General features: G+C 63.0%; 24 protein-coding genes. 14 read left to right on the forward strand and 10 right to left on the reverse strand.

The window, feature by feature from the left end:
* The first annotated feature begins 136 nt into the window (after positions 1 to 136).
* Genes ssuD through NKJ76_RS30380 form a run of 3 tightly spaced genes read left to right on the forward strand, consistent with a single transcriptional unit; the run spans position 137 to position 2,890 of the window.
* Complete coding sequence (gene ssuD, locus NKJ76_RS30370) at positions 137 to 1,306, forward strand: FMNH2-dependent alkanesulfonate monooxygenase (protein WP_023714417.1); 1,170 nt, start codon at positions 137 to 139, stop codon at positions 1,304 to 1,306.
* Positions 1,303 to 2,079 (forward strand): ABC transporter permease subunit, encoded by a 777-nt coding sequence (locus tag NKJ76_RS30375; RefSeq protein WP_352539077.1) that lies wholly within the window; start codon positions 1,303 to 1,305, stop codon positions 2,077 to 2,079. The genes ssuD and NKJ76_RS30375 overlap by 4 nt, the downstream gene beginning before the upstream one ends.
* 7 nt (positions 2,080 to 2,086) lie before the next feature.
* The gene (locus NKJ76_RS30380; RefSeq protein ID WP_023816131.1) at positions 2,087 to 2,890 is read left to right on the forward strand and encodes an ATP-binding cassette domain-containing protein; all 804 of its coding nucleotides are present in this window, start codon (positions 2,087 to 2,089) and stop codon (positions 2,888 to 2,890) included.
* Between the two features lie 320 nt (positions 2,891 to 3,210).
* Here the strand turns inward: NKJ76_RS30380 and NKJ76_RS30385 are convergent, their stop codons facing one another.
* Entirely contained in the window at positions 3,211 to 3,396 is a 186-nt protein-coding gene (locus NKJ76_RS30385) for a hypothetical protein (protein ID WP_352539078.1), read from the reverse strand.
* A gap of 310 nt (positions 3,397 to 3,706) precedes the next feature.
* On the opposite strand from NKJ76_RS30385, the gene NKJ76_RS30390 reads away from it, so the two are divergent.
* From NKJ76_RS30390 to NKJ76_RS30405, 4 genes are all read left to right on the forward strand, one after another.
* Positions 3,707 to 4,066, forward strand: a complete 360-nt coding sequence (locus tag NKJ76_RS30390; protein ID WP_023672096.1) for a septal ring lytic transglycosylase RlpA family protein — start codon at positions 3,707 to 3,709, stop codon at positions 4,064 to 4,066.
* Positions 4,067 to 4,318: 252 nt separating this feature from the next.
* A complete protein-coding gene (locus NKJ76_RS30395; protein WP_023686051.1) occupies positions 4,319 to 5,596 on the forward strand; it encodes a polyhydroxyalkanoate depolymerase in 1,278 nt (425 codons plus the stop codon).
* A gap of 192 nt (positions 5,597 to 5,788) precedes the next feature.
* Positions 5,789 to 6,406, forward strand: a complete 618-nt coding sequence (locus tag NKJ76_RS30400; RefSeq protein ID WP_023752821.1) for a transglutaminase-like cysteine peptidase — start codon at positions 5,789 to 5,791, stop codon at positions 6,404 to 6,406.
* A 385-nt stretch (positions 6,407 to 6,791) separates the two neighbouring features.
* Entirely contained in the window at positions 6,792 to 6,998 is a 207-nt protein-coding gene (locus NKJ76_RS30405) for a hypothetical protein (RefSeq protein WP_352539079.1), read from the forward strand.
* A gap of 95 nt (positions 6,999 to 7,093) precedes the next feature.
* On the opposite strand, the gene NKJ76_RS30410 is transcribed toward NKJ76_RS30405, so the two are convergent.
* The 4 genes from NKJ76_RS30410 to NKJ76_RS30425 form a co-directional block, all read right to left on the reverse strand.
* Positions 7,094 to 7,462 (reverse strand): helix-turn-helix domain-containing protein, encoded by a 369-nt coding sequence (locus NKJ76_RS30410; RefSeq protein ID WP_023672100.1) that lies wholly within the window; start codon positions 7,460 to 7,462, stop codon positions 7,094 to 7,096.
* Entirely contained in the window at positions 7,462 to 7,980 is a 519-nt protein-coding gene (locus NKJ76_RS30415; protein WP_023692923.1) for a Smr/MutS family protein, read from the reverse strand. Before NKJ76_RS30415 ends, NKJ76_RS30410 begins: the two co-directional genes overlap by 1 nt.
* On the reverse strand, positions 7,977 to 9,077 hold the full coding sequence (gene mltA / locus NKJ76_RS30420) for a murein transglycosylase A (RefSeq protein WP_352539090.1): 1,101 nt from the start codon (positions 9,075 to 9,077) through the stop codon (positions 7,977 to 7,979). Before mltA ends, NKJ76_RS30415 begins: the two co-directional genes overlap by 4 nt.
* Before the next feature lie 79 nt (positions 9,078 to 9,156).
* A complete protein-coding gene (locus NKJ76_RS30425) occupies positions 9,157 to 9,861 on the reverse strand; it encodes a Tim44/TimA family putative adaptor protein (RefSeq protein WP_023672103.1) in 705 nt (234 codons plus the stop codon).
* 197 nt (positions 9,862 to 10,058) lie between these two features.
* Between NKJ76_RS30425 and NKJ76_RS30430 the strand changes: the two genes are divergently transcribed.
* Positions 10,059 to 10,559 carry an FxsA family protein gene (locus tag NKJ76_RS30430; protein ID WP_352539080.1) on the forward strand — a complete coding sequence of 167 codons (501 nt, stop codon included), beginning with the start codon at positions 10,059 to 10,061 and terminating at the stop codon, positions 10,557 to 10,559.
* Positions 10,560 to 10,767: 208 nt separating this feature from the next.
* The gene (gene secB / locus NKJ76_RS30435) at positions 10,768 to 11,268 is read left to right on the forward strand and encodes a protein-export chaperone SecB (RefSeq protein ID WP_023672105.1); all 501 of its coding nucleotides are present in this window, start codon (positions 10,768 to 10,770) and stop codon (positions 11,266 to 11,268) included.
* Positions 11,269 to 11,529: 261 nt separating this feature from the next.
* Here secB and dnaQ read toward each other — a convergent pair whose 3' ends face one another.
* From dnaQ to NKJ76_RS30460, 5 genes are all read right to left on the reverse strand, one after another.
* Positions 11,530 to 12,234 carry a DNA polymerase III subunit epsilon gene (gene dnaQ / locus NKJ76_RS30440; RefSeq protein ID WP_023672106.1) on the reverse strand — a complete coding sequence of 235 codons (705 nt, stop codon included), beginning with the start codon at positions 12,232 to 12,234 and terminating at the stop codon, positions 11,530 to 11,532.
* 125 nt (positions 12,235 to 12,359) lie between these two features.
* Positions 12,360 to 12,944: a dephospho-CoA kinase gene (coaE, locus tag NKJ76_RS30445; protein ID WP_352539091.1), complete on the reverse strand. Its 585-nt coding sequence runs from the start codon at positions 12,942 to 12,944 to the stop codon at positions 12,360 to 12,362.
* A 27-nt stretch (positions 12,945 to 12,971) separates the two neighbouring features.
* Positions 12,972 to 13,799 carry a shikimate dehydrogenase gene (locus tag NKJ76_RS30450; RefSeq protein ID WP_352539081.1) on the reverse strand — a complete coding sequence of 276 codons (828 nt, stop codon included), beginning with the start codon at positions 13,797 to 13,799 and terminating at the stop codon, positions 12,972 to 12,974.
* Entirely contained in the window at positions 13,792 to 14,391 is a 600-nt protein-coding gene (locus tag NKJ76_RS30455) for a Maf-like protein (RefSeq protein ID WP_352539082.1), read from the reverse strand. Before NKJ76_RS30455 ends, NKJ76_RS30450 begins: the two co-directional genes overlap by 8 nt.
* Before the next feature lie 57 nt (positions 14,392 to 14,448).
* Complete coding sequence (locus NKJ76_RS30460) at positions 14,449 to 15,387, reverse strand: pyruvate, water dikinase regulatory protein (RefSeq protein ID WP_502902372.1); 939 nt, start codon at positions 15,385 to 15,387, stop codon at positions 14,449 to 14,451.
* 282 nt (positions 15,388 to 15,669) lie between these two features.
* Between NKJ76_RS30460 and hemE the strand changes: the two genes are divergently transcribed.
* The 5 genes from hemE to mnmE all read left to right on the forward strand — a co-directional run bounded on the left by hemE (position 15,670) and on the right by mnmE (position 21,554).
* Positions 15,670 to 16,701, forward strand: a complete 1,032-nt coding sequence (hemE, locus tag NKJ76_RS30465) for a uroporphyrinogen decarboxylase (RefSeq protein ID WP_352539084.1) — start codon at positions 15,670 to 15,672, stop codon at positions 16,699 to 16,701.
* On the forward strand, positions 16,701 to 17,243 hold the full coding sequence (gene hemJ, locus NKJ76_RS30470; protein ID WP_352539085.1) for a protoporphyrinogen oxidase HemJ: 543 nt from the start codon (positions 16,701 to 16,703) through the stop codon (positions 17,241 to 17,243). Before hemE ends, hemJ begins: the two co-directional genes overlap by 1 nt.
* Positions 17,244 to 17,406: 163 nt before the next feature.
* Complete coding sequence (gene rho / locus NKJ76_RS30475; RefSeq protein ID WP_023672113.1) at positions 17,407 to 18,672, forward strand: transcription termination factor Rho; 1,266 nt, start codon at positions 17,407 to 17,409, stop codon at positions 18,670 to 18,672.
* 167 nt (positions 18,673 to 18,839) lie between these two features.
* Complete coding sequence (gene yddG / locus NKJ76_RS30480) at positions 18,840 to 19,766, forward strand: aromatic amino acid exporter YddG (protein ID WP_352539086.1); 927 nt, start codon at positions 18,840 to 18,842, stop codon at positions 19,764 to 19,766.
* A 465-nt stretch (positions 19,767 to 20,231) separates the two neighbouring features.
* Positions 20,232 to 21,554, forward strand: coding sequence for a tRNA uridine-5-carboxymethylaminomethyl(34) synthesis GTPase MnmE (gene mnmE, locus NKJ76_RS30485; protein WP_352539087.1), 1,323 nt, complete (start codon positions 20,232 to 20,234; stop codon positions 21,552 to 21,554).
* The last annotated feature ends 132 nt before the right edge of the window (positions 21,555 to 21,686 follow it).

Below are 21,686 nucleotides of genomic sequence, written 5' to 3' on the forward strand. Positions count from 1 at the left end.
AAAGCACAAGTTTACCCCTACCGGGGTGCGCATCGCCGACGCGGGGGGGACCCCCCCGGCAATTTCAACTTTGTGGTGTGGCGCCGGGGGCAAACCGCCGGGCGCCTTTGCCGTTTCAAGCTTCAGGGATTTCGCCATGACCGCTTCATCAAGCCCGCAAGCCGGCCCGCTCGATTTCTTCTGGTTCATCCCGACGCATGGCGACGGCTCCTATCTCGGCTCCGAACAGCTGCAGCGGCCGCCGGAGTTCGCTTACTTCAAGGAGATCGCACAGGCCGTCGACCGGCTCGGCTTTCCCGGCGTGCTTTTGCCGACCGGGCAGAATTGCGAGGATTCCTGGATCACCGCTTCCGGACTAGCGGCGCTGACCGAAAAGCTCAAATTCCTGGTGGCGCTGCGGCCCGGCGTGACGCTGCCGACCTTCGCGGCGCGCCAGACCGCGGCGCTCGACCGGCTGAGCAATGGCCGCCTGCTGCTCAACGTCGTGGTCGGCGGCAACCCGACCGAGCTTGCCGGCGACGGTGTCTTCCTGCCGCATGACGAGCGCTATGCCCAGGCGCAGGAGTTCCTAACCATCTGGCGCGCGCTGGTGTCGGGCCAAAGCGTCAATTTCAACGGCAAATATTACCGCGTCGACAATGGCCGCCTCGACCTGTTGCCGAGCCAGGAGCGGCCGCCGCTCTATTTCGGCGGCTCGTCGGATGCGGGCCAGGAGCTCGCCGCCGATCTGGTAGACATGTACCTGACCTGGGGCGAACCGCCGGCACAGGTGGCCGAGAAGCTCAGTGCTGCGCGCAAGAAAGCCGAACGGCGCGGCCGCAAACTGCGTTTCGGCATCAGGCTGCATTTCATCGTGCGCGAGACCGAGGAAGAGGCCTGGCGCGCCGCCGACCGGCTGATCAGCCACGTCACCGATGCCCAGATCGAAAATGCCCAGGCCCGCTTCACCAGGGAGATGGACTCTGTGGGACAGCGGCGCATGGCCGAACTGCATGGCGGCCGCCGCGACAGGCTGGTGGTTTCGCCCAATCTGTGGGCCGGCGTCGGCCTGGTGCGCGGCGGCGCCGGCACAGCTTTGGTCGGCTCGCCCGAGCAGATCGTCGAGCGCATCCGCGAGTATCAGGCGATCGGCATCGACACCATCATCGGCTCCGGCTACCCGCATCTCGAGGAAGCCTACCGCGTCGCCGAGCTTCTGTTCCCGCGTCTCGGCCTGGGCACCAGGCGGGCACGGGCGCATGAGCACATCGCCAATGAATTCGCCGTCGGGTTCCACGGCGCCAACCGCCTTCAGGCGTCGTCATGAGCCTGGCTCAACGGGTCAAACAGAACGGCATCGGCTGGCTGCTGCCGGCGTTGGTCATAATTGGCTGGGAAGCCGCCAGCCGCGCCGGCGTGATGCCGCCCAATGTGCTGCCGGCGCCGAGCGCGGTGGCCGAGGCCTTCTGGCGGCTGACGCTGTCGGGCGAGCTGATACAGAACATCGGCGTCAGCACGCTGCGCGCGCTGGCCGGCTTTGCCATCGGCGGCTCGATCGGCTTTGCACTCGGCCTTGCCAACGGGCTGTCGGCGCTCAGCCGCGGCCTGACCGACACGACGCTACAGATGATCCGCAACATCCCGCATCTGGCGCTGATCCCGCTGGTCATCCTGTGGTTCGGCATCGACGAGGAAGCAAAACTGTTCCTGGTGGCGCTCGGCGTGTTCTTCCCGATCTACGTCAACACGCTGCTCGGCATCCAGAGCGTCGACCCGCATCTGGTCGAGATGGGCCGGGTCTACGGCATGGACCGCCGCGCGTTGTTTTTTCAGGTGATCCTGCCCGGCGCGCTGCCGGCGATCTTCGTCGGCCTGCGCTATGCGCTGGGCATCATGTGGCTGACGCTGATCGTTGCCGAAACCATCTCGGCCAGTTCCGGCCTCGGCTACATGGCCATGCAGGCACGCGAATTCCTGCTGATCGATGTGGTCGTGCTGTCGATCCTGATCTATGCGCTGCTCGGCAAGCTTGCCGACAGCTTCGCCCGCCTGCTCGAGCGGCTGTCGCTCGGCTGGCATCCCGCCTTCCAGAACGCCTGAGGGTTCGATGCCAACCGCCAGCCTGACCGCCATCCGTTCCTTCGTCGCCGCGCCGGAACCGTCACGGCCGGAGGAGGCCGTCGAAAGGCAGCGCGCCTTTGCCTTCAAGGGCGTGGAAAAGCGCTTTGGCGACAAGGTCGTGCTCGACGGCATCGATCTCGATGTGCCCGTCGGACAGTTTGTGGCCGTCATCGGCAAGAGCGGCTGCGGCAAGAGTACGCTGTTGCGGCTGCTGGCCGGGCTCGATCGGCCAACCGCTGGATCCCTTACATTCGGGCCGGAGGCGAAGGCCGGCGCCGGGGAAGAGAGCCGCTTCATGTTCCAGGAGCCGCGGCTGTTGCCCTGGGCCAGCGTGGTGAAAAACGTCGAGGTCGGGCTGACCGGGCTTGCCACCGGTGCGGAAGCCAGGCGGCGCGCGCTCGCCATCCTGGGTGAAGTCGGCCTCGCCGACCGCGCCGACGAATGGCCCTCGGTGCTGTCGGGCGGCCAGAAGCAGCGCGTGGCGCTGGCGCGCGCCCTGATCGGCCAGCCTCGGATCCTGGCGCTCGACGAGCCGCTCGGCGCGCTCGATGCGCTGACCCGCATCGAAATGCAGCAGCTTCTGGAACGCATCTGGCTGGAGCAAAAATTCACCGCGGTGCTGGTCACGCATGACGTCGCCGAGGCGGTTGCGCTCGCCGACCGGGTGGCGGTGATCGAGGACGGCCGCATCGCGCTCGATCTCGACGTGTCGGTGGCGCGGCCGCGCCGGCGCGGTTCGGTCGAGCTTGCCAGGCTGGAGGGCAGGATTCTGGATCAGCTGTTCGGGTAGTGCTGTCGCGGGCAGGGCATTCTATCCGAACCGGATAGATAGGTAACAGAATGGACCGGCAATATGGGGTGGCTGTTTTCTTGCTCGCCGGGTTGGCCCTGTTTGCGACTGCGGGTTTGACCAGCGCCTTCCCCCACTCCGTCACCGCTTCGCGGCGCCACCTCTCCCCCCTCCGGAGGGAGAGGAAGGGAGCCAGGCCGCATAAGTTCGCGCCCCTGCAAGGCTCGCGCCTTTCCTCTCCCCCGTCGATCGGGGGAGAGGTGTCGAGCGAAGCTCGACGGAGTGGGGGTCGATCTGTGGCGGTCGACTTTCGTCGCAACTCACCCCGGCGAACGGCTCGCCCATACCAGCCCGGCGAAACCGACCAGCATGGTCACGATGCCGGTATAGAGCCATTGCGACTGGCCGGTCATGAAGCTGCCGCCGACCACGCCAATGCCTTGCAGCGACCACAGCGCGCCGATGGCGAGTACGATCAGAGCCAGCAGATATTTGAACAGTCTCATCGTTGGAATCCCTTTTCAAAGTCGATCGTCAACTGCGCCATGACCGTGATGACAGAGCGAAAGGACGGCGCCCAATCGCGCTCTCTTCTACTTGTACTATAACGTCCTGCCTTGCTCACGGAATCTGTGAAACAGCTCGCAATATCGCCGGCGATACGGCCGCGCCACACGAAAGATGCCTGACAAACTGTTTCCCAGCGACTCCAAACGTGTGCCGGTGCCACGGAACTGCCCGATGCTTGCCGCATTTCCTGCCTTATTCGACACTTAACGGCTGGGGTCTGTCGAAAACGGAGCCAATCCCCCCAACATGAAGAAAACAAACCAGACCGCGCTTGTCGCGGTAACGATCGCGGCTGGCCTGATGGTCGGTGCATCCGCCTCCTCCGCCGCCGGCCAGTGCGGCCGCGCCTCCTGGTACGCACTGCATTCCAGGACCGCCAATGGCGAACGCATGAACCCGTCGGCGCTGACCGCCGCGCACCGCAGCCTGCCTTTCGGCACCAAGTTGAAAGTGACCAACCAGAATAATGGCCGCAGCGTCATCGTGCGCATCAACGACCGCGGCCCGTTCATCAAAGGGCGCGTGCTCGATCTGTCCAAGGGCGCCGCCGGCCAACTCGGCTTCATCGGCTCGGGCCATACCTCGGTGTGCATGGCGCGCGTCTAGATCTGTCCAAGTCCGGCCCGATCGGGCCGGACGCATCCTGCCCCGTTGTCCAACAGCCTTGCATTTTGCAGTGCACATTCAGCCGGCTCCAGCCGCCCAACGCGGTTTCTCAAGGCCTTGGACGAAAGATTGGCATATGTCACGCCACGTGACGTATTGCATCGCAGCAATATCTTGTTAACCTCCGCGCGAGACATTCAAGGCTCGGCGCTGTCCGTCGTCCCTTCGGTCACGGCAGCTGCGGAGTACCTGATGTTCTACCAGCTCTACGAAATGAACCATGCCGCCCTGCAGCCCGCGCGGCTTTATGCCGATGCAGTGCGGCTGTTCTACACCAACCCGCTCAATCCGTTTTCGCATACGCCGTGGGGCCGCTCGGTCGCCGCCACGGCCGAACTGTTCGAGCGCACGACGCGCCGCTACAGCAAGCCGCATTTCGGCCTGAGCAAGACCGTGGTCGACTGGAAGAGCGTCGAGGTCAGCGAAAAGACGGTGTGGTCGAAGCCGTTCTGCAATCTTACCCGCTTCGAGCGGTCGGTGCCCGCCGGGCGAAAGGCCGACCCCAAGCTTCTCATCGTGGCGCCGATGTCGGGCCATTATGCGACGCTGCTGCGCGGCACGGTCGAGGCGATGCTTCCCTATGCCGACGTGCACATCACCGACTGGGTCGATGCCCGCATGGTGCCGGTGACCGACGGCCATTTCGACCTCGACGATTATATCGACTACATCATCGACATGCTGCATGCGCTGGGGCCGGACACCCATGTGATGGCGGTGTGCCAGCCTTCGGTGCCGGTGCTGGCGGCGGTGGCGCTGATGGAAAAGCGCGGCGATCCCTTCGTGCCCTCGACCATGACCTTGATGGGCGGGCCGATCGACACCCGCCGCAATCCGACCGCGGTCAATCTGCTGGCCAAGGAAAAGGGCATCGACTGGTTCCGCGACAACGTCATCATGCACGCGCCCTGGCCGGTGCCGGGCTTCGGCCGCGAAGTCTATCCGGGCTTCCTGCAGCTGTCGGGCTTCATGAGCATGAACCTCGACCGCCACATCACCGCCCACAAGGACTTCTTCATGCATCTGGTCAAGCATGACGGCGACAATGCCGAGAAGCACCGCGATTTCTACGACGAATATCTGGCGGTGATGGACCTGACGGCGGAATTCTATCTGCAGACCGTCGACACGGTGTTCGTGCGCCATGCGCTGCCCAAGGGCGAGATGACGCATCGCGGCGAGGTGGTCGACACCAAGGCGATCCGCAATGTCGCGCTGTTCACGGTCGAAGGCGAGAACGACGACATTTCCGGTCTCGGCCAGACCCAGGCCGCCCACGATCTCTGCCCCAACATCCCGGCTGACCGGCATGCGCATTACATGCAGCCGGCCGTCGGCCATTACGGCGTCTTCAACGGGTCGCGATTCCGCTCGGAAATCGTGCCGCGCATCGTCGATTTCATCACAAGCTACGGCCGCCAAACACGCGTAGCGGTGAAACCCAAGCTGGTCCGCTCCGCCAAAGGCTGAGGCTCGATCCGGCTGCAGCGTGCATTGCCCGCAAAAGCGGGGCGATTTTGCGCGCCACAGGCGTTCTGTTGCACAATAGACGCTGTTGGGCGGGCGCGGGTAACCATGCCGAAGAATCTGGCTCCCCCGATAATTGACACGGAGTGTAAATCCCCTTTAACCTTTCGTTAACAACAAGGGCGAACGGGGACAATGACTTCCTCACCGATAGCACGGACGCTGCGCTTGTGGGCGGCAGCAGGGCTGGCGATCTCTGCGTGCTGGGCAGTGCCGGCACTTGCAGGCGGCGCCATGGCGACGGGCGGCATGACCTCGCAGCCGATCGGCCACTATGATTTCTGTAAAACCCAGCCCGGCGAATGCTCGATCCGGCCGAGCAACCTCAACCCCGCCGCGATGACCGACGCCTTCATGCGCAAGCTGATCAACGTGACGTCAAGGGTCAACGCCGCCGTCAAGCCGATGAGCGACTACGACATCTATGGCAAGGACGAGGTCTGGGCCTATCCCGACAAGGGCGTCGGCGATTGCGAAGACTATGTGCTGGAAAAGCGCCGCCAGCTCTCGCGCTCTGGCGTGTCGCTGGCCGATCTCTTGATCACCGTCGTGCGCAAGCCGGACGGCGAAGGCCATGCCGTGCTGACGGTGCGCACCGACAAGGGCGACTACGTCCTCGACAATCTGACCGACAAGGTGAAGATCTGGGACGCCACCGGCTATCGCTTCCTCAAGCGGCAGGCCATCGACAACACCGGCCGCTGGGTCTCGATCCGCGGCGGCCAGCAGGTGCTGGTCGGCGCGGTTCAGTAAATAAGGACGATGCATGTGAGCGCGTCGCTGCGAACAGCTTCGTCGGAAGCCCGCGGCTAATAACTTTCACGAGATAACCGCAAGCCGGCGCTGCCCCTCATTGCCCTGCCGGGCATTTCTCCCCGTATAGTGACGGGGAGAAAGATGCTGCCATCGGTGATTTCGCCAATCGTCCACGTTGCAAAATAGGCGCGGCGGCAATTCTCCTTCTCCCCGTTCACGGGGAGAAGGTGCCGGCAGGCGGATGAGGGGCAGCGCTGCCCTCGAAATCTTATCTCTCGAAACGCCTCCTCAAAAAATTTCGCTACCTGCGTGAACCAAACCGTCTCCAGCGGCGACACACAGCCGTAACCAGAACCCAACCACCCAAACATGGAGACTTCAAATGACTGCTTTCCTTCGTAATGCCTTCCTCGCCGTTGTTGCGGTGTCTTCCTTGGCCGGATCCGCCATGGCCGATCAGACCGGTTGCGCCAAGAACAACCAGTGGGGCAATCGCTGTTGCGATCTCACCTCGGACTGCCTGGGTGGCGGTCGCGGCGGCGATCATGACAGCACTGGCGGCCGTGGCGGCCAGGCCGGCGCGAAGTAATCTCGCTATATGCCCGCTGGCTAACGGCCGGCGGGCATCGCCTTCAGGATGAAATGCCGGCGCTATTGATGAGCATTCGTGGCCTTGGCGCCGCCCTACTTACGCCGCTCCAGTGCCGCCCGGATCGAGCCGGTGATGCGGGCAAGCTCGGCTTCGTCCAGCTTCTCGATGTTTTCGGCCAACAGATTGGCCAACTCGGTGGCAGCAGGACTGAGGCCGGACGTATCGAGTCTCACCCGCGGATGTGAGGCCTCGGCCAGACGCGCCAGCTCTTCGGCATCGTCCCAGATGACGTTGAAATAGCCGATGATCTTCTGGATCAGCGTCCAGGTCGGCGCGCCGCGGCGGCCATGTTCCAGCGCCGACAGATAGGCGGCGCTGACTCCGATCGCCTGCGCCATGTCCTTCTGGCGCAAGCCGCGCTCGGCTCGAAGCGCCCGCAGTTTTTCGCCGAACGGCGTCATCAGCGGGTTCGCCTGAGCCGAACGTAGAGCGCGCCCGAACCGCCGTGGTTGCGGGCGGCGTGATCGTGGCTGGAGACCAGCGGCCGGAAGGCAGGCGTCGACAACCAGGCAGGCACGGCGCGCCGCAAGACGCCGTCGCCGCCCGACGACGACCCTTTTCCCGTAATGACTAGGACATAGCGGACCCCGCCGGCATGGGCCCGGTGCAGGAACGAAAACAGCAGCGAATAGGCCTCGTCCTGGGTCATGCCATGCAGATCGACGCGGCCTTCGATCGGCAGCCGGCCCTTCTTCAGCTTGTCCAATGTCGGCTCGTCCAGCGCGTGCGATACATGCTGCGCCTTCGGCTTGGCGGCGAGGACCGGACCGACAGCGACCGGCGTCTGTGCCGGCTTGGGGTCGACGACAATGTCGGGAATCTCGACCGCAGTCCGGCCCTTCAGCGGTCGGGCGGTGCGCGCCACCAGGTTCCACAGCACCCGGTCGTCTTCATTGAGTTTATCGGGGCGCTTGTTCATCGATTCGATTCCGAAACGAGAGCGCGTGGAACCAAGGCATAGAAATCGGCCGCATTGCGAACGACGCCGGCGATCTCGCCGGCCGCATCGCCGGAGCCGGCGAACAGATCGCCCCGCGCCGGCCCGGTGATGGCCGAACCGGTGTCCTGCGCAATCATCAGCCGCCGGAACGGTTTTCCATCGAAGGCGGTCAGCGACGGAGCGTCGATGTAGAAGGGCGTGCCGAACGTATGCAGCAGCCGGTCGACGGCGAGCGAGCGGCCGGGCGTCAACGGCACCTTGGCGGCGGCGATAGGACCGAGTGCGGCATCGTCGACATCGGCTTCGCGAAAGAAGATGTAGGAGCGGTTCTGCCAGAGGATCTCGTCGACGCGATCCGGATGCGCCCTGAACCAGGCGCGGATAGACTGCATCGTCACTTTTTCCAGTCGGATTTCGCCGAGTTCGGCGAGAATCTTCCCCGGACCGCTGAAACGTTGGCCGGATTTGGCGGCGTAGGTGACGCGGCAAAGCCGGCCGTCGGTCATCTTCAGCCTGGCCGCACCTTGCACATGGATGAAGAAGACGTCGACCTTGTCGGCAAGCCAGGCGATTTCCAGGCCTTGGCCGGCCAGCGCGCCTCTCTCGATCTCACTGCGGTCGAAATACTCCACCAGGCCCTGCGGCGTATCGCGGGCGAAGGCGAGATAGTCGTCCATCCCTCGAGGACGGTTGGCATCATCGATGTCGACGAGATCGGAAGGCCGCGCCAGCAGCGGCACCGTGAATTCATCCGTGCGCACTGGTGAGGCCTCGGCCTCGGGCTCGTAGAAGCCGGTGACCAGGCCGAGGTTTTCGGATCGAATCTGGACCGGGGCGAAATGGCGCTCGAAAAAAGCCTTGGCCGCCGACCGATTCGCCGGCGAAACGGTGCGCGCCTCGTCATAGGCGCCGGCAAACGCGTTGAACCGGACGCCCAACGAACCGGTGCGGTAGGGCTTGTTCAGGACATGAAAGGCCGAACGGCGGAAGGCTTCGAAAGCGGGCAGATGGTCATCGGAATTCCAACCGGGAAGATCATCGAAGGACTTTTCCACGAAAAGCGGCGAGAGCGACACCTCAGCCTCGCCACTGCCGATGTTTGCCTGCATGTCGCTATCCCAAAAAAGCTGCCCGCACCGGGCGACATGCATAGGCTCAGTCTTCTTCCTCGGTGGCGACCAGCTTCCAGTTCGGATCGCGCGAGCGTGTGTCGCGGGCGAAGGTCCAGACATCCTTGACCTCGGCCACCGTCTCGGGATCGCCATCGATGACGGCACCCGCCTTGTCGCGGGTCGCCGAAATCAGTTCGCTCACGATGCGCAGCGTGATGTGGGCCTCGCCGCCCTTCATCTCGGCCGAGACGATGTCGGCCTTGTCGATGCCGACGAAGGAGGACTGGATCTTTTCGGCTTTCGCCTCGCGGTCGCCAATCGCGGCAACGAAGCCGTCAAAAACCTCGCGCGACAACAGGTTTTTCAGCGTTTTTCGGTCGCCATCGGCATAGGCCATGACGATCATCTCATAAGCCATCTTGGCGCCGTCGACGAAGACTTTGGGGTCGAAGGAGGGATCATTGTCCTTGATCGCGCGCAGGCCCTTGTTGAGGTCGGTGTCGGGCTTGGCGAAGGCATCGATGGCCGCATAGGTCTCGGCAGCCGTCTCGCCCGGCATGCGCTTGCGCGGCAGCGAAACCACATTTTCGGGCTTCTGGGTCGCGTCCTTCTCGGTGCGGCTGGCCGTGTACGGATCGAAGGGCGGGCGCTCGCTGCCCGTGCGGCGGCCAAGCACGTTGCGCAGCTGGAAAAAGATCACCACCGCCGCAATCAGAAAGAAAATGGTGCCGAAGTCGAAGAATCCCATATCTTTCGCCAATCAATCCCTGACCTGGCCGGGACCCCCAGCCAATCCGGGCGGCGGTCGCATGGCGTTAAACATGCAAAGCATATAGAACGCATGGCGCAATCATTCAAATCAAAGGCACGCATACCTATCTAACGGCCTCAGTGCCAGCGGCGATTATGCGCCGCCCGGCAAACATGGAAACGATCGGTCAAGATTTGCCCATTTCCTTCCTTCCTCTGTTCCTGCTTGCGCTGCCGCTGCTGGAAATCGCCGGTTTCGTCATTGTCGGCCGCGAGGTCGGGGCGCTGGCGACGGTCGGCCTGGTGCTGGCTTCAAGCATTGCCGGCGTGCTTCTGCTCCGGCACCAGGGTTTTGGCGTCATGGCGCGGGTCCGTGCCGAGATGGCCGGCGGCGGCGACCCCAGCCGCCAGCTCGCGCATGGCGCCATGATCGTGGTCGCCGCCATCCTGTTGATCATCCCCGGCTTCATTACCGATATTGTCGGCCTGCTGCTGTTCCTGCCGCCGGTACGCGACCTTGCCTGGCGCAGGCTCAAGGGCCGCATCGTCGTCGCGACCGATTTCACCGCCGGCGGTTTTCGCGGCAGGTCGCGCGACAAGGTCATCGACCTCGGCGACGGCGACTATTCGCGCGAGGACGATTTCAAGCGCGGTCCCGACCATAACTCGCCGTGGCGCCGCCTGAAGGACGACTGACCGTCGCCTTGAGGACGACTGACCGTCGCCTTGAGGACGACTGACCGTCGCCTTGAGGACGACTGACCGTCGCCTTGAGGACGACTGAGGCTACATCGACCCCTTCGGCCTGAAGGCGGCAAACCTTGTCTTGTCATGCCGACCATGCTAGCCAACGCCCGATTTCAATTCGGTCAGCGCTGCTGTCCAGGCAAAAGGAACAAGGCTCATGGCCAGCAAAGATGACGCGCCGGTCGGCGCCGCCAACGGCAACGGCGAAACGGCGCAGCCGTCGCTCAACGTGCTTGCCCAGTATGTGAAGGACCTGTCCTTCGAAAGCCCCGGCGCGCCGAACTCGTTGCGCGGCCGCGACAAGGCCCCCGGCATCGCGATCAACGTCAATGTCAATGCCAACCCGCTCTCCGACAAGCAGTTCGACGTCAATCTGACCTTGAACGCCAAGGCCTCTTTCGACCAGGAAGTGCTGTTCAATGTCGAACTGGTCTATGGCGGCGTCTTCGCCATCGCCGGCTTCCCGCAGGAGCACATGCTGCCGATCCTGTTCATCGAATGCCCGCGGCTTTTGTTCCCGTTCGCCCGCCAGATCATCGCCGAAGCCACCCGCAATGGCGGCTTCCCGCCGTTGATGCTCGACCCGATCGATTTTGCCCAGATGTTCCAGCAGAAGCTGGCCGAGGACCAGGCGGCATCGAAGGTCAAGGTGAGCTGAAGGCAAGCGTCACGCGCATGAGTTCAAAGCCCGGCTTCGTGCCGGGCTTTTTGTATACTGAGATGCTGGCGGGACAGCACCCCCCTCTGCCTTGCCAGGCATCTCCCCCTCAAGGGGAGATTGGCCGTCATCGCGACCTTCGCCAACTTTAGACGTTGCAGGAATGGGCTGGAGCGGCGAAGCTGCTGATCTCCCCCCTTGAGGGGGAGATGGCCGGCAGGCCAGAGAGGGGTGTGACGGAACGCTACCTCCGCGATCCGTTCACCCCGCCGCCACCTTCAGCCACAGCGCCTTTTCACCCAGCGTCGCCACCAGCCCCGCATGCGCCGCTCGCTCGCCCTCGGTCAGGCGCGGCGGCAGGGCGATTGGCCTGGCGGCGATCGAGATGTCGATGTCGGCAACGTCGCCATTGCTGTTGAGCTGCACCACGACGGCGTCGAGGACAAGTGCGGCCTGCTTGCCGCCGATGAGTTCGATGTAGACTTCGGCCAGGAGCTCGGAATCCAGCAGCGCGCCGTGCTTGGTGCGGTGGCCGTTGTCGATGCCGTAGCGGCGGCAGAGCGCGTCGAGCGAATTGGGTCCCATAGGATGCTTGCGCCGCGCCAGCGCCAGCGTGTCGACGACGCGCCCGGTGTCTATGGCCGGCTGGCCGAGCCGCCCGAATTCCGTGTTGAGGAAGCCGATGTCGAAATTGGCGTTGTGGGCGACGAGCTTGGCGCCGTCGGTGAAGGCGAGCCATTCCTCGGCGATTTCGGCAAAGGTCGGCTTGCCGACGAGGTCGGCGGCGCTGATGCCGTGCACGGCTTGCGCCTCGACATGGACGGCGCGCCCCTGCGGATTGATGAATTTGTGGAAGGTGCGGCCGGTCGGGAAGCGGTTGACCAGCTCGACGCCGCCAAGCTCGATGATGCGGTCGTCGCGCATGTCGAGTCCGGTGGTTTCGGTATCGAAAATGATCTCACGCATAGAATCAACCTACTCCTGGAGGAGTAGAATCATGGAGCGGAACAAAATGGCAATGGGTAATGCCGACAGCCTGCCGTCAGGAGCCTGATGGGCGCGACTTATCCCCCAGGAGTTAGCAGGCGAGCTCAGCGTCCTGAGAGCTCGGCAATGATCGCGCCGACCGCGGCGCGGGCGGCGTCCATGCCTTCACCGGTGTCGATGACGAAATCGGCCTGCCGGCGTTTTTCAGCATCGGGCACCTGCTTGGCCAGGATGGCCGCCAGCTTTTCCTCGCTCATATCAGGACGCGCCAGCACGCGGGCGCGCTGGATATCGGCCGGCGCGGTGACGACGACGACCTTGTCGACACGGTTGCGGCCGCCGGTTTCGAACAGCAGCGGAATGTCGAGCACGACGAGCGGCGCGGCGGCGGCGCGGTGCCTTGCCAGAAAGGCATCGGCATCGGCCCGCACCAGCGGATGGACGATCGCCTCCAATGTCTTCAGCGCAGCAGCGTTGCCGAGCACGCGGCGCGCCAACTCGGTGCGGTCGACCGAACCGGCAATCACGGTGCCGGGAAAGGCCGCTTCGACGAGAGGTGCTGCCTTGCCGGCATAAAGGCGATGCACGGTCTCGTCGGAATCATGCACCGGCACGCCGGCGTCGACGAACATCTTCGCCGTGGTCGACTTGCCCATGCCGATCGATCCGGTGAGGCCAAGCACGATCATCATTTGGCGCCCATCATTTGCAACCCATCATTTGGCGAGGATGTCGGCGACGATCATCTGCCGCAGTTCGGCAGTGACCTCCGGCCTCTTGCCGAACCAGCGTTCGAATCCGGGCACAGCCTGGTGCAACAGCATGCCGAGCCCGTCGACCGTCTTCAAATTTCTCGCGTGGGCAGCGGCAAGCAGCGGTGTTTCCAGCGGCACATAGACGATGTCGGCGACGATGGCGTGAGCTGGCAGGCAGGCCGGATCGGCGGCCAGCGTCTCATCGCCATGCATGCCGAGCGCCGTGGTGTTGATCAGCAAGCCGGCATCCCCAAGCAAGTCGCCGACCGCGCCATGCGCCGAAACGCCGGCGCCGAAGCGGTCGGCGAGTTCCTGCGCCCGCGCCAATGTGCGGTTGACGATGCGGATATCTTTGATGCCGCGCGATTTAAGCGCGTGGATGACCGCGCGCGACGCGCCGCCGGCGCCGAGCACCACGGCCGGACTATTCCTGTCCCAGCCCGGGGCATGCTCGTCGAGGTTGCCGGCAAAGCCGATCCAGTCCGAATTGCCGCCCCACAGCACGCCGTCGTCCAGCCACAGCATGTTGACCGCGCCGATCATCTCCGCCGCCTCGTCGCGGCGTTCGACCTGGGCGAAGGCGACTTCCTTGTGCGGGATGGTGACGTTGCCGCCTTGGTAGCCATTGGCCTGGAGGGAAGAGAGGAACTCGGGAAAATCGGCCGGCGCGACATCGATCGCACGGTAGCTGCCGTCGATGCCGTATGTATTCAGCCAATAGCCGTGGATCTTCGGCGAGCGCGAATGCGCGATCGGATGGCCGGTGACGAAAGCTTTCTCCTCAACCATCGATGGCTCCGAGCGCACGCAGTTCCTTCAGCACCGGCAACAGCGGCAGGCCGACAATGGTGAAATACTCGCCTTCGATCGTCTCGAACAGCTGGATGCCTTCGCCTTCGATCTGATAGGCGCCGACGCTCGACAACGCCTTGGCGCCGACGCGGGCCAGATGCCGGCCGATGAAGGCCGGATCGAGCTTGCGCATGGTAAGGCTGGCGATGCCGACGTGACGCCACAGCACCTTGCCGTTGCGGCAGAGCACGGCGGCGCTGTTCAGCTGATGCGTCTTGCCCGACAGCGCCAGCAGATGGCGGCGGGCGCCTTCCATGTCGGCCGGCTTGTGGAACACTTCATCTCCCAGTGACAAAGTCTGGTCGCAGCCGAGCACCAGGGCGCCCGGTCTGCGTTCGCTGACCTCGGTGGCCTTGGCTTCGGCGAGTATCAGGGCGACATCTTCCGGCGACACACCGCTGTCCTGCAACGGCGCCTCGAGCGCACGCTCGTCGACATCGGCAGGCACCGCTTCGATGCCGAGGCCGGCATTGATGAGCATGGCTTTGCGGAATGGGCTGCCGGAGGCGAGGATGATTTTTTCGGTCATGGGTTCTGGGCCTGGTCGATAGTGGTTGATTGTGGCAGGAGGTCGCGTTGCCATCCATCATCTATTCTTCCCCCGCAGGGCAACAATGGCTGCCGCGGTCTCTTCGATCGAGCGGCGGCTGACGTCTATCATCGGCCAATTGTGGCGGGTGCAGATCTGGCGGGCATAGGCGAGCTCTGCGGCGATCGAGGCACGGTCGACATAATCGGTCGCTTCGTAGGTGCTGCTGTTGCCGAGCACGCGGTTCTGCCGGACATGCGAGATGCGTTCGGCGGTGGCGATCAGCCCGACGATCAGCGGCTTGGTGGCAGCGACCAGGCTTTCGGGCACCGGCACGCCGAGCACGATCGGGATGTTGGCGGTCTTGATGCCGCGGTTGGCGAGATAGATGCTGGTCGGCGTCTTCGATGTCCTGGAAATGCCGATCAGCACGACATCGGCGTCGTCCATGTTGAGCGGCAGCTGGCCGTCATCATGCTCCATGGTGAAATTGAGTGCGTCGATACGGTGGAAATAATCGGCATCGAGCACATGCTGGGCGCCGACGCGGCGGCCGGCCGGCGTGCCGAGATAGGACTGGAACACGGTGAGGACCGGCTCCAGCACCGAAACACAGGGCAGCCCCATGGTGGCGCAGCGCTCGTCAATGCCGCGCGCCAGCTTCTGGTCGACGACGGTGTAGAGGATGATGCCCGGTTCCTCCTCTATGTCCTCGAAGACTTTCGCCACCTGCTTTTCGGTGCGGATGAGCGGATAGATATGCTCGATGGCGCGCGCATCCTTATATTGCGCCGAGGCGGCGCGGCCGGCCGCCAGCAGCGTCTCGCCGGTGGCGTCGGAGATCAGGTGCAGGTGAAAGAAGCTCTGGGGTTTGTTCACAGGGGGCGCCTCAGGCTGTGGGCTTGTGTGGATAAATAGGGACCGCAAAGGCGACCGGCTGGAGGCGACTGTATCAGAAGGCCAGTTGTCCACAATTCGATGCGCTGTCAGCTTCACCGTGCGGTTGGGGACAAATCTGGGGACGGGCGTTTTTGCCAGCGCTTCATCCACAGAGGCGGTTTTTCAGCGGCTACGTCAAACCATTGACTCCAGTGATGGAATCCTGGTCATCCACACTCTTTGCCAATCCCGCGGAAGAAGCACGCGACAAAATGCTGGCTGGCCTTTTCCAGGGCAAAGCGGGACAGGTGACAACCACCGATACCAACAGACTCTTAGAATCAGAAAATTCTAGAAATAGACTATTAATTATAGAGAAGGCAGGGAAGAGAGCGCTCAATGCCCGAGAACCGCATCGTGCTGGACGTGCTGAGAGGCGAGGCAGTGTTTCCGCCGCCGCTCTGGATGATGCGCCAGGCCGGGCGCTATTTGCCGGAGTACCGCGAGACCAGAAAGCGCGCCGGGTCCTTTCTCGATCTTTGCTACAATCCTGATCTGGCTGTCGAAGTGACGCTGCAGCCGATCGAGCGCTTCGGCTTCGATGCCTCGATCCTGTTCTCTGACATTCTGGTCGTGCCGCATGCGCTGGGACGCGATGTCCGCTTCGAGGAGGGCCGCGGGCCGCTGCTGACGCCAATCACTGCAGCTGAGATTTCGGCTCTCAACAGTGAAACGTTTCACGTGAATCTCGAACCGGTCTACGAAACGGTTCGCCGGCTGCGGGCAAGATTGCCTGACGAGACCACGCTGATCGGCTTCTGCGGCGCGCCGTGGACGGTGGCGACCTACATGATCGCTGGCCACGGCACGCCCGACCAGGCGCCGGCGCGACTGTTTGCCTATCGTGAGCCGCAAGCCTTTAAACGGCTCCTGAAAGTGCTCGCCGATCACTCCGCGGCCTATTTGATCCGCCAGATCGAAGCCGGTGCCGACGTGGTGCAGATTTTTGATTCCTGGTCCGGCGTGCTCGACGACGCGTCTTTCGAGCAGTTCTGCGTGCAGCCGGTGGCGGAGATCGTCAGGCAAGTTCGCGCCGTTCATCCCGATGTTCCGATCATAGGCTTTCCCAAGGGCGCCGGCGCCCGCTACGAGACCTATCGTGAGAAGACCGGTGTCACGGGGCTGGGGATCGACTGGACCGTACCCCTAGCGGCGGCGAAGGAACTGCAGCGCTCGGGTGCGGTCCAGGGCAATCTCGATCCCTTGCGGCTCGTGGCTGGCGGCAAAGCCCTGTCGGACGGCGTCGATGCGATCCTCAAGGCGCTGGGCGACGGACCGCTGATCTTCAATCTCGGCCATGGCATCACGCCGGAGACGCCGGTGGCACATGTCGAGGCGATGGTGAAGCAGGTGCGGAGCGCGACACGCTGATGGCTCAATCGGATAATACGGGCGGCAACAGCACTCGTGGGGCGATGATGCGGATCACCATCGGCATCGGAGTGCTGGTTGTTCTCACCGCACTTTTGTTTTTCTTTGCGCCTGAGGGTTTCTATCCCTGGGCGAAGGCAATCCATATCCTGGCCGTCATCTCCTGGATGGCCGGCATGCTCTATCTGCCGCGATTGCTGGTCTACCACGCCGACACAGAGAAGGGGTCCGTCCAATCGGACACCTTCAAGGTGATGGAGCGGCGTCTGCTGCGCGGCATCATCAATCCGGCGATGATCGTCACCTGGGTGTTCGGGCTTTGGCTTGCCTGGAAAGTGTTTGGCTTTCACGGCGGCTGGCTGCACGCCAAGATAGGCTTGGTGCTGTTGCTGTCGGGCGTGCATGGGTATCTGGCCGGTGCTGTCAGGAAATTCGCCGAGGACCGCAATGAAAAACCGGCGCGGCACTGGCGAATCGTCAACGAGATCCCCACATTGCTGATGATCGCCATCGTCATCCTGGTTGTCGTCAAGCCGTTCTAGGCCCATTTCGGTCGACAAAACGCAGCTTGCTCTTTCCCCCGACCGACGATAAAAGACGGGTCTTCCTTCCCGTCATGCGCCGCCCTTGATTGCTTTCGGCCGCGCCCGGCATTTATCGCATCCAGCCGATATATTTTCCCCAAAGCAGATTCAGAGTCCGTCTATGCAAGAAATGAAACTCGCAGAGTTCAAGAACAAGAAGCCGCCAGAGCTGATCGCCTATGCCGAATCGCTCGAAGTGGAAAACGCCAGCGTCATGCGCAAGCAGGAACTGATGTTTGCCATCCTGAAGAAATTGGCCGCCCAGGACGTCGAGATCATCGGCGATGGTGTGGTCGAGTTGCTGCAGGACGGTTTCGGCTTCCTGCGCTCAGCCAACGCCAATTATCTGCCGGGTCCCGACGATATCTACATCTCGCCCTCGCAGATCCGCCGCTTCTCCTTGAAGACCGGCGATACCGTCGAAGGGCCGATCCGCAGCCCAAAAGAGGGCGAGCGCTATTTCGCCCTTCTCAAGGTCAACACGATCAATTTCGACGATCCCGAAAAGATCCGTCACAAGATCCATTTCGACAATCTGACGCCGCTCTATCCGACCAAGCGGCTGAAGATGGAGATCGACAATCCGACCGGCAAGGACATCTCGTCGCGCGTGATCGACCTGGTGGCGCCGATCGGCAAGGGACAGCGCGCGCTCATCAACGCGCAGCCGCGTACCGGCAAAACGGTGCTGATGCAGAATATTGCCCACTCGATCACGGCCAATCATCCGGAATGCTATCTGATCGTACTTCTGATCGACGAACGGCCAGAAGAAGTGACCGACATGCAGCGTTCGGTGAAGGGCGAGGTCGTGTCCTCGACCTTTGACGAACCGGCGGTGCGCCACGTCCAGGTCGCCGAAATGGTCATCGAAAAGGCCAAGCGCCTGGTCGAGCATGGCCGCGACGTCGTTATTCTGCTCGATTCGATCACCCGCCTCGGCCGTGCCTACAACACCGTCGTGCCGTCCTCCGGCAAGGTGCTGACCGGCGGTGTCGACGCCAACGCGCTGCAGCGGCCAAAGCGCTTCTTCGGCGCGGCCCGCAACATCGAGGAAGGCGGCTCGCTGACCATCATCGCCACCGCGCTGATCGACACCGGCAGCCGCATGGACGAAGTCATCTTCGAAGAGTTCAAGGGCACCGGCAACTGCGAAATCCAGCTCGACCGCAAGGTCGCCGACAAGCGCATCTACCCGGCCATGGACATTTTGAAGTCTGGCACCCGCAAGGAAGACCTGCTGGTCTCCAAGCAGGATCTGCAGAAGATCTTCGTCCTGCGCCGCATCCTGGCTCCGATGGGAACCACGGATGCGATCGAGTTCCTGATCGACAAGCTGAAGCAGACCAAGACCAACGCCGATTTCTTCGATTCGATGAACACGTAAGCTTCTCGTCGGCCATCGTTTCGCATTGAAGCCCCGTTCCGGGAAATGGGACGGGGTTTTTCATTGCGGGGGCAAACAGGTCGCATTTCCGACAGGGCGTGGCCTTGGGCGGCAATTTCCATCGCTGTCGTCATGCGAGTAATCGCGTCTCGAAGATCGGAAGCCACATGGAGAAAACAATCCCGACCCTGATCGGCTTCTCGGCCATCCTGACATGGTCCTTCTTGGCGCTGCTTTCGACGGCGGCGGGACCGATTCCGCCCTTTCAGCTGGCGGCGATGACGTTTCTGCTTGGCGGGTTGGTCGGCGCGTCGAGTTGGCTTGTCCGTCCGGCGGCGACCAAATCGCTGCGCCAGCCGTGGCAGGTCTGGGCGCTCGGCACAGCGGGGCTGTGCATCTATCACTGCGCCTATTTCTTCGCCATCCAGTCGGCGCCGCCGGTCGAGGTCAGCCTGATCGCCTATCTCTGGCCGTTGCTGATCGTCGTCTTTGCCACCTTCCTGCCTGGAGAAAAGCTTAGGGCCCATCACATCGCCGGCGTCTTGCTCGGCCTTGCCGGCGCCATTGTGGTGATCACCAAGGGCGGCACGATCGGATTGGCCAATGGTGTGATGAAGGGGCATGTCATCGCGCTGTTCTGCGCTTTCATCTGGGCCGGCTATTCGGTTTTGTCGCGCCGCTTCGGCAAGGTGCCGACCGATGTCGTCGCCGGTTACTGCTTCATCACGGCCGCGGTCGCCTTGGTGCTGCACCTGACGCTTGAGGCTACCGTCTGGCCACAGACGGCGACGCAGTGGAGCGCCATCGTCATCTTGGGCGTAATACCGCTAGGCGCCGGCTTTTACGCCTGGGACTATGGCTGCAAGCACGGGGACATCATGATCCTCGGCGCCCTCTCCTACGCGGCGCCCCTCTTCTCGGTCATCGTGCTTCTGCTGGCAGGCTTTGGTGTGTTTCACTGGTCGGTGGCTGTTGCTTGCATCCTGATCACGGTCGGAGCGGTGGTCGCGGCCAAGGATTTGCTGTTCGGGCCGCGGCCGCCATCCATTGATGTGACGCCGCTTCCTTCGGCCTTGGACGGAAACATGGGTTGAGCTACCGGCGTCGCAGCAGCGGCTCGGTTCCTACGGATCCGTCGCCACCGGCATGATAGCGGTGCATAGCCCCGGTCTGCCGTCGGCGGCCGGATGCCACTGGCCAATGTTAAGTCGATTCGCATCCGTTCCAATCGGGCGACGATCGGCGTGACGCGGGTCGGGATTTCCGATTCGCAACCGGAACGAGGCTTTCCCCATGGGGAGATGGGCTCCAGCTTCACGGTTCCGGGCCAGGAACAGGCGTTAACGATGCCGGCCAGCCGTAGGGCTTGCTGGCCCGCCCAGAACTGCTTGGCGTCGGGATTAGGACCCGCCTGCTCGCACATGGATGACAAGGCGGCTATACAGATTTGGTAATCCGGTCGCTCTCGCGATCGACCTTGATATTGACGGACAGCCGGTTCATGACGGCCGCGACACTGTGGGATTGTTGACACCTAGGCGACCGGTTAGAACGGGCAAATGATTTCGGGCGATTCGATCGTTGCGCTTTCCAGCGGGCGCCTGCCCGCCGGCATCGCTGTCATCCGCGTTTCCGGACCGAGGACTCGATTCGTTGTCGAAACGGTGGCTGGTGGCACGGTCAAGGACCGGTGTGCGACCCTGCGCAAGCTCCGAACGGTGGACGGGTCGCTTATCGACAACGGCCTGGTGCTGTTTTTTCCTGGGCCGAACAGTTTTACCGGCGAGGATGTCGCCGAGTTCCACGTCCATGGCGGCCGCGCCGTCGCCGGCAAGATGCTGGAGATCGTCGCCGGCTTTGACGGCCTGCGTCATGCGGAGCCTGGGGAATTTACGCGCCGGGCTCTTCTCAACGGCAAGCTGGATCTGGTCGAGACGGAGGCGTTGGCCGATCTGGTCAACGCCGAAACCGAAGCGCAGCGGCGCTTTGCCGTGCAGAATGCCGAAGGAGTGCAAAGTGAACTCTATCTTGGCTGGCGCCGTCGGCTGATCCATGCACGGGCGATGATCGAGGCAGAAATCGACTTCGCCGACGAAGACGACGTGCCCGGTTCGGTTTCGGACACGGTTTGGTCCGATGTGCGCGCAATGGTGGGCGAGATCGGCCGGCATGTCGATGGCTTCCATGCCGCCGAGATCATCCGTGACGGGTTTGAGGTTGTCATCCTCGGTGCACCGAATGCCGGAAAATCCAGCCTTTTCAATGTGCTGGCCAGACGTGAGGCGGCGATTGTTACCGACGAGCCCGGCACGACGCGGGATTTGCTCGAAGTGGTGCTGGATCTCCACGGAGTGCGGGTCAGGGTAACCGACACCGCGGGCCTGCGCGAGTCGCCCGGCAAGATCGAAGCGATCGGTATCGAAAAGGCGCGGGCCAAGGCGCACACGGCTGACCTGGTGCTGTTGCTGGAAGATCTGGCGGACCCTACTGCGATCGGCAACATGCCTGTCGACGCCCCGGCTTTGAGAATCGGCACCAAGGTCGATCTCTTGAAAGGTTCGCCGCGATTGGAGGCGTATGATGCGTCGATATCGACGGTGGACGGCACTGGTTTGGCTGAACTGCTGGCTGAGATCGGCAGGCGCGCCGCGGCTGCTATCGGCGATGCCGGTGACATCCTGCCGTCTCGGTTGCGGCATGTGGAGCTGCTCAATGAGACCAGGCGCTTTCTGATGTCGGCTTTGTCGGGGCAAGAGCGCGGCCAGGAGCTGCGGGCGGAGGAGCTGCGTCTTGCGGCGGACCGGCTTGGCCGGATTGTCGGCGCGGTGGATGTCGAGGACCTGCTGGACGTAATCTTTTCGCAGTTTTGCATTGGGAAGTGACTCACGTGAAACATGACGGGGCGCTGGTATGAGTGACTCACGTGAAACATAAGGGGCCGCCCAAGTGCGTTTCACGTGAAACGAGACGTTTAACAAAAGGGCAACTGGCCGAAAGCCTGCACCGCCCCTCAT

Origin of the sequence: Mesorhizobium sp. M0029, assembly GCF_040323735.1 — a bacterium.
Lineage (GTDB): Bacteria > Pseudomonadota > Alphaproteobacteria > Rhizobiales > Rhizobiaceae > Mesorhizobium.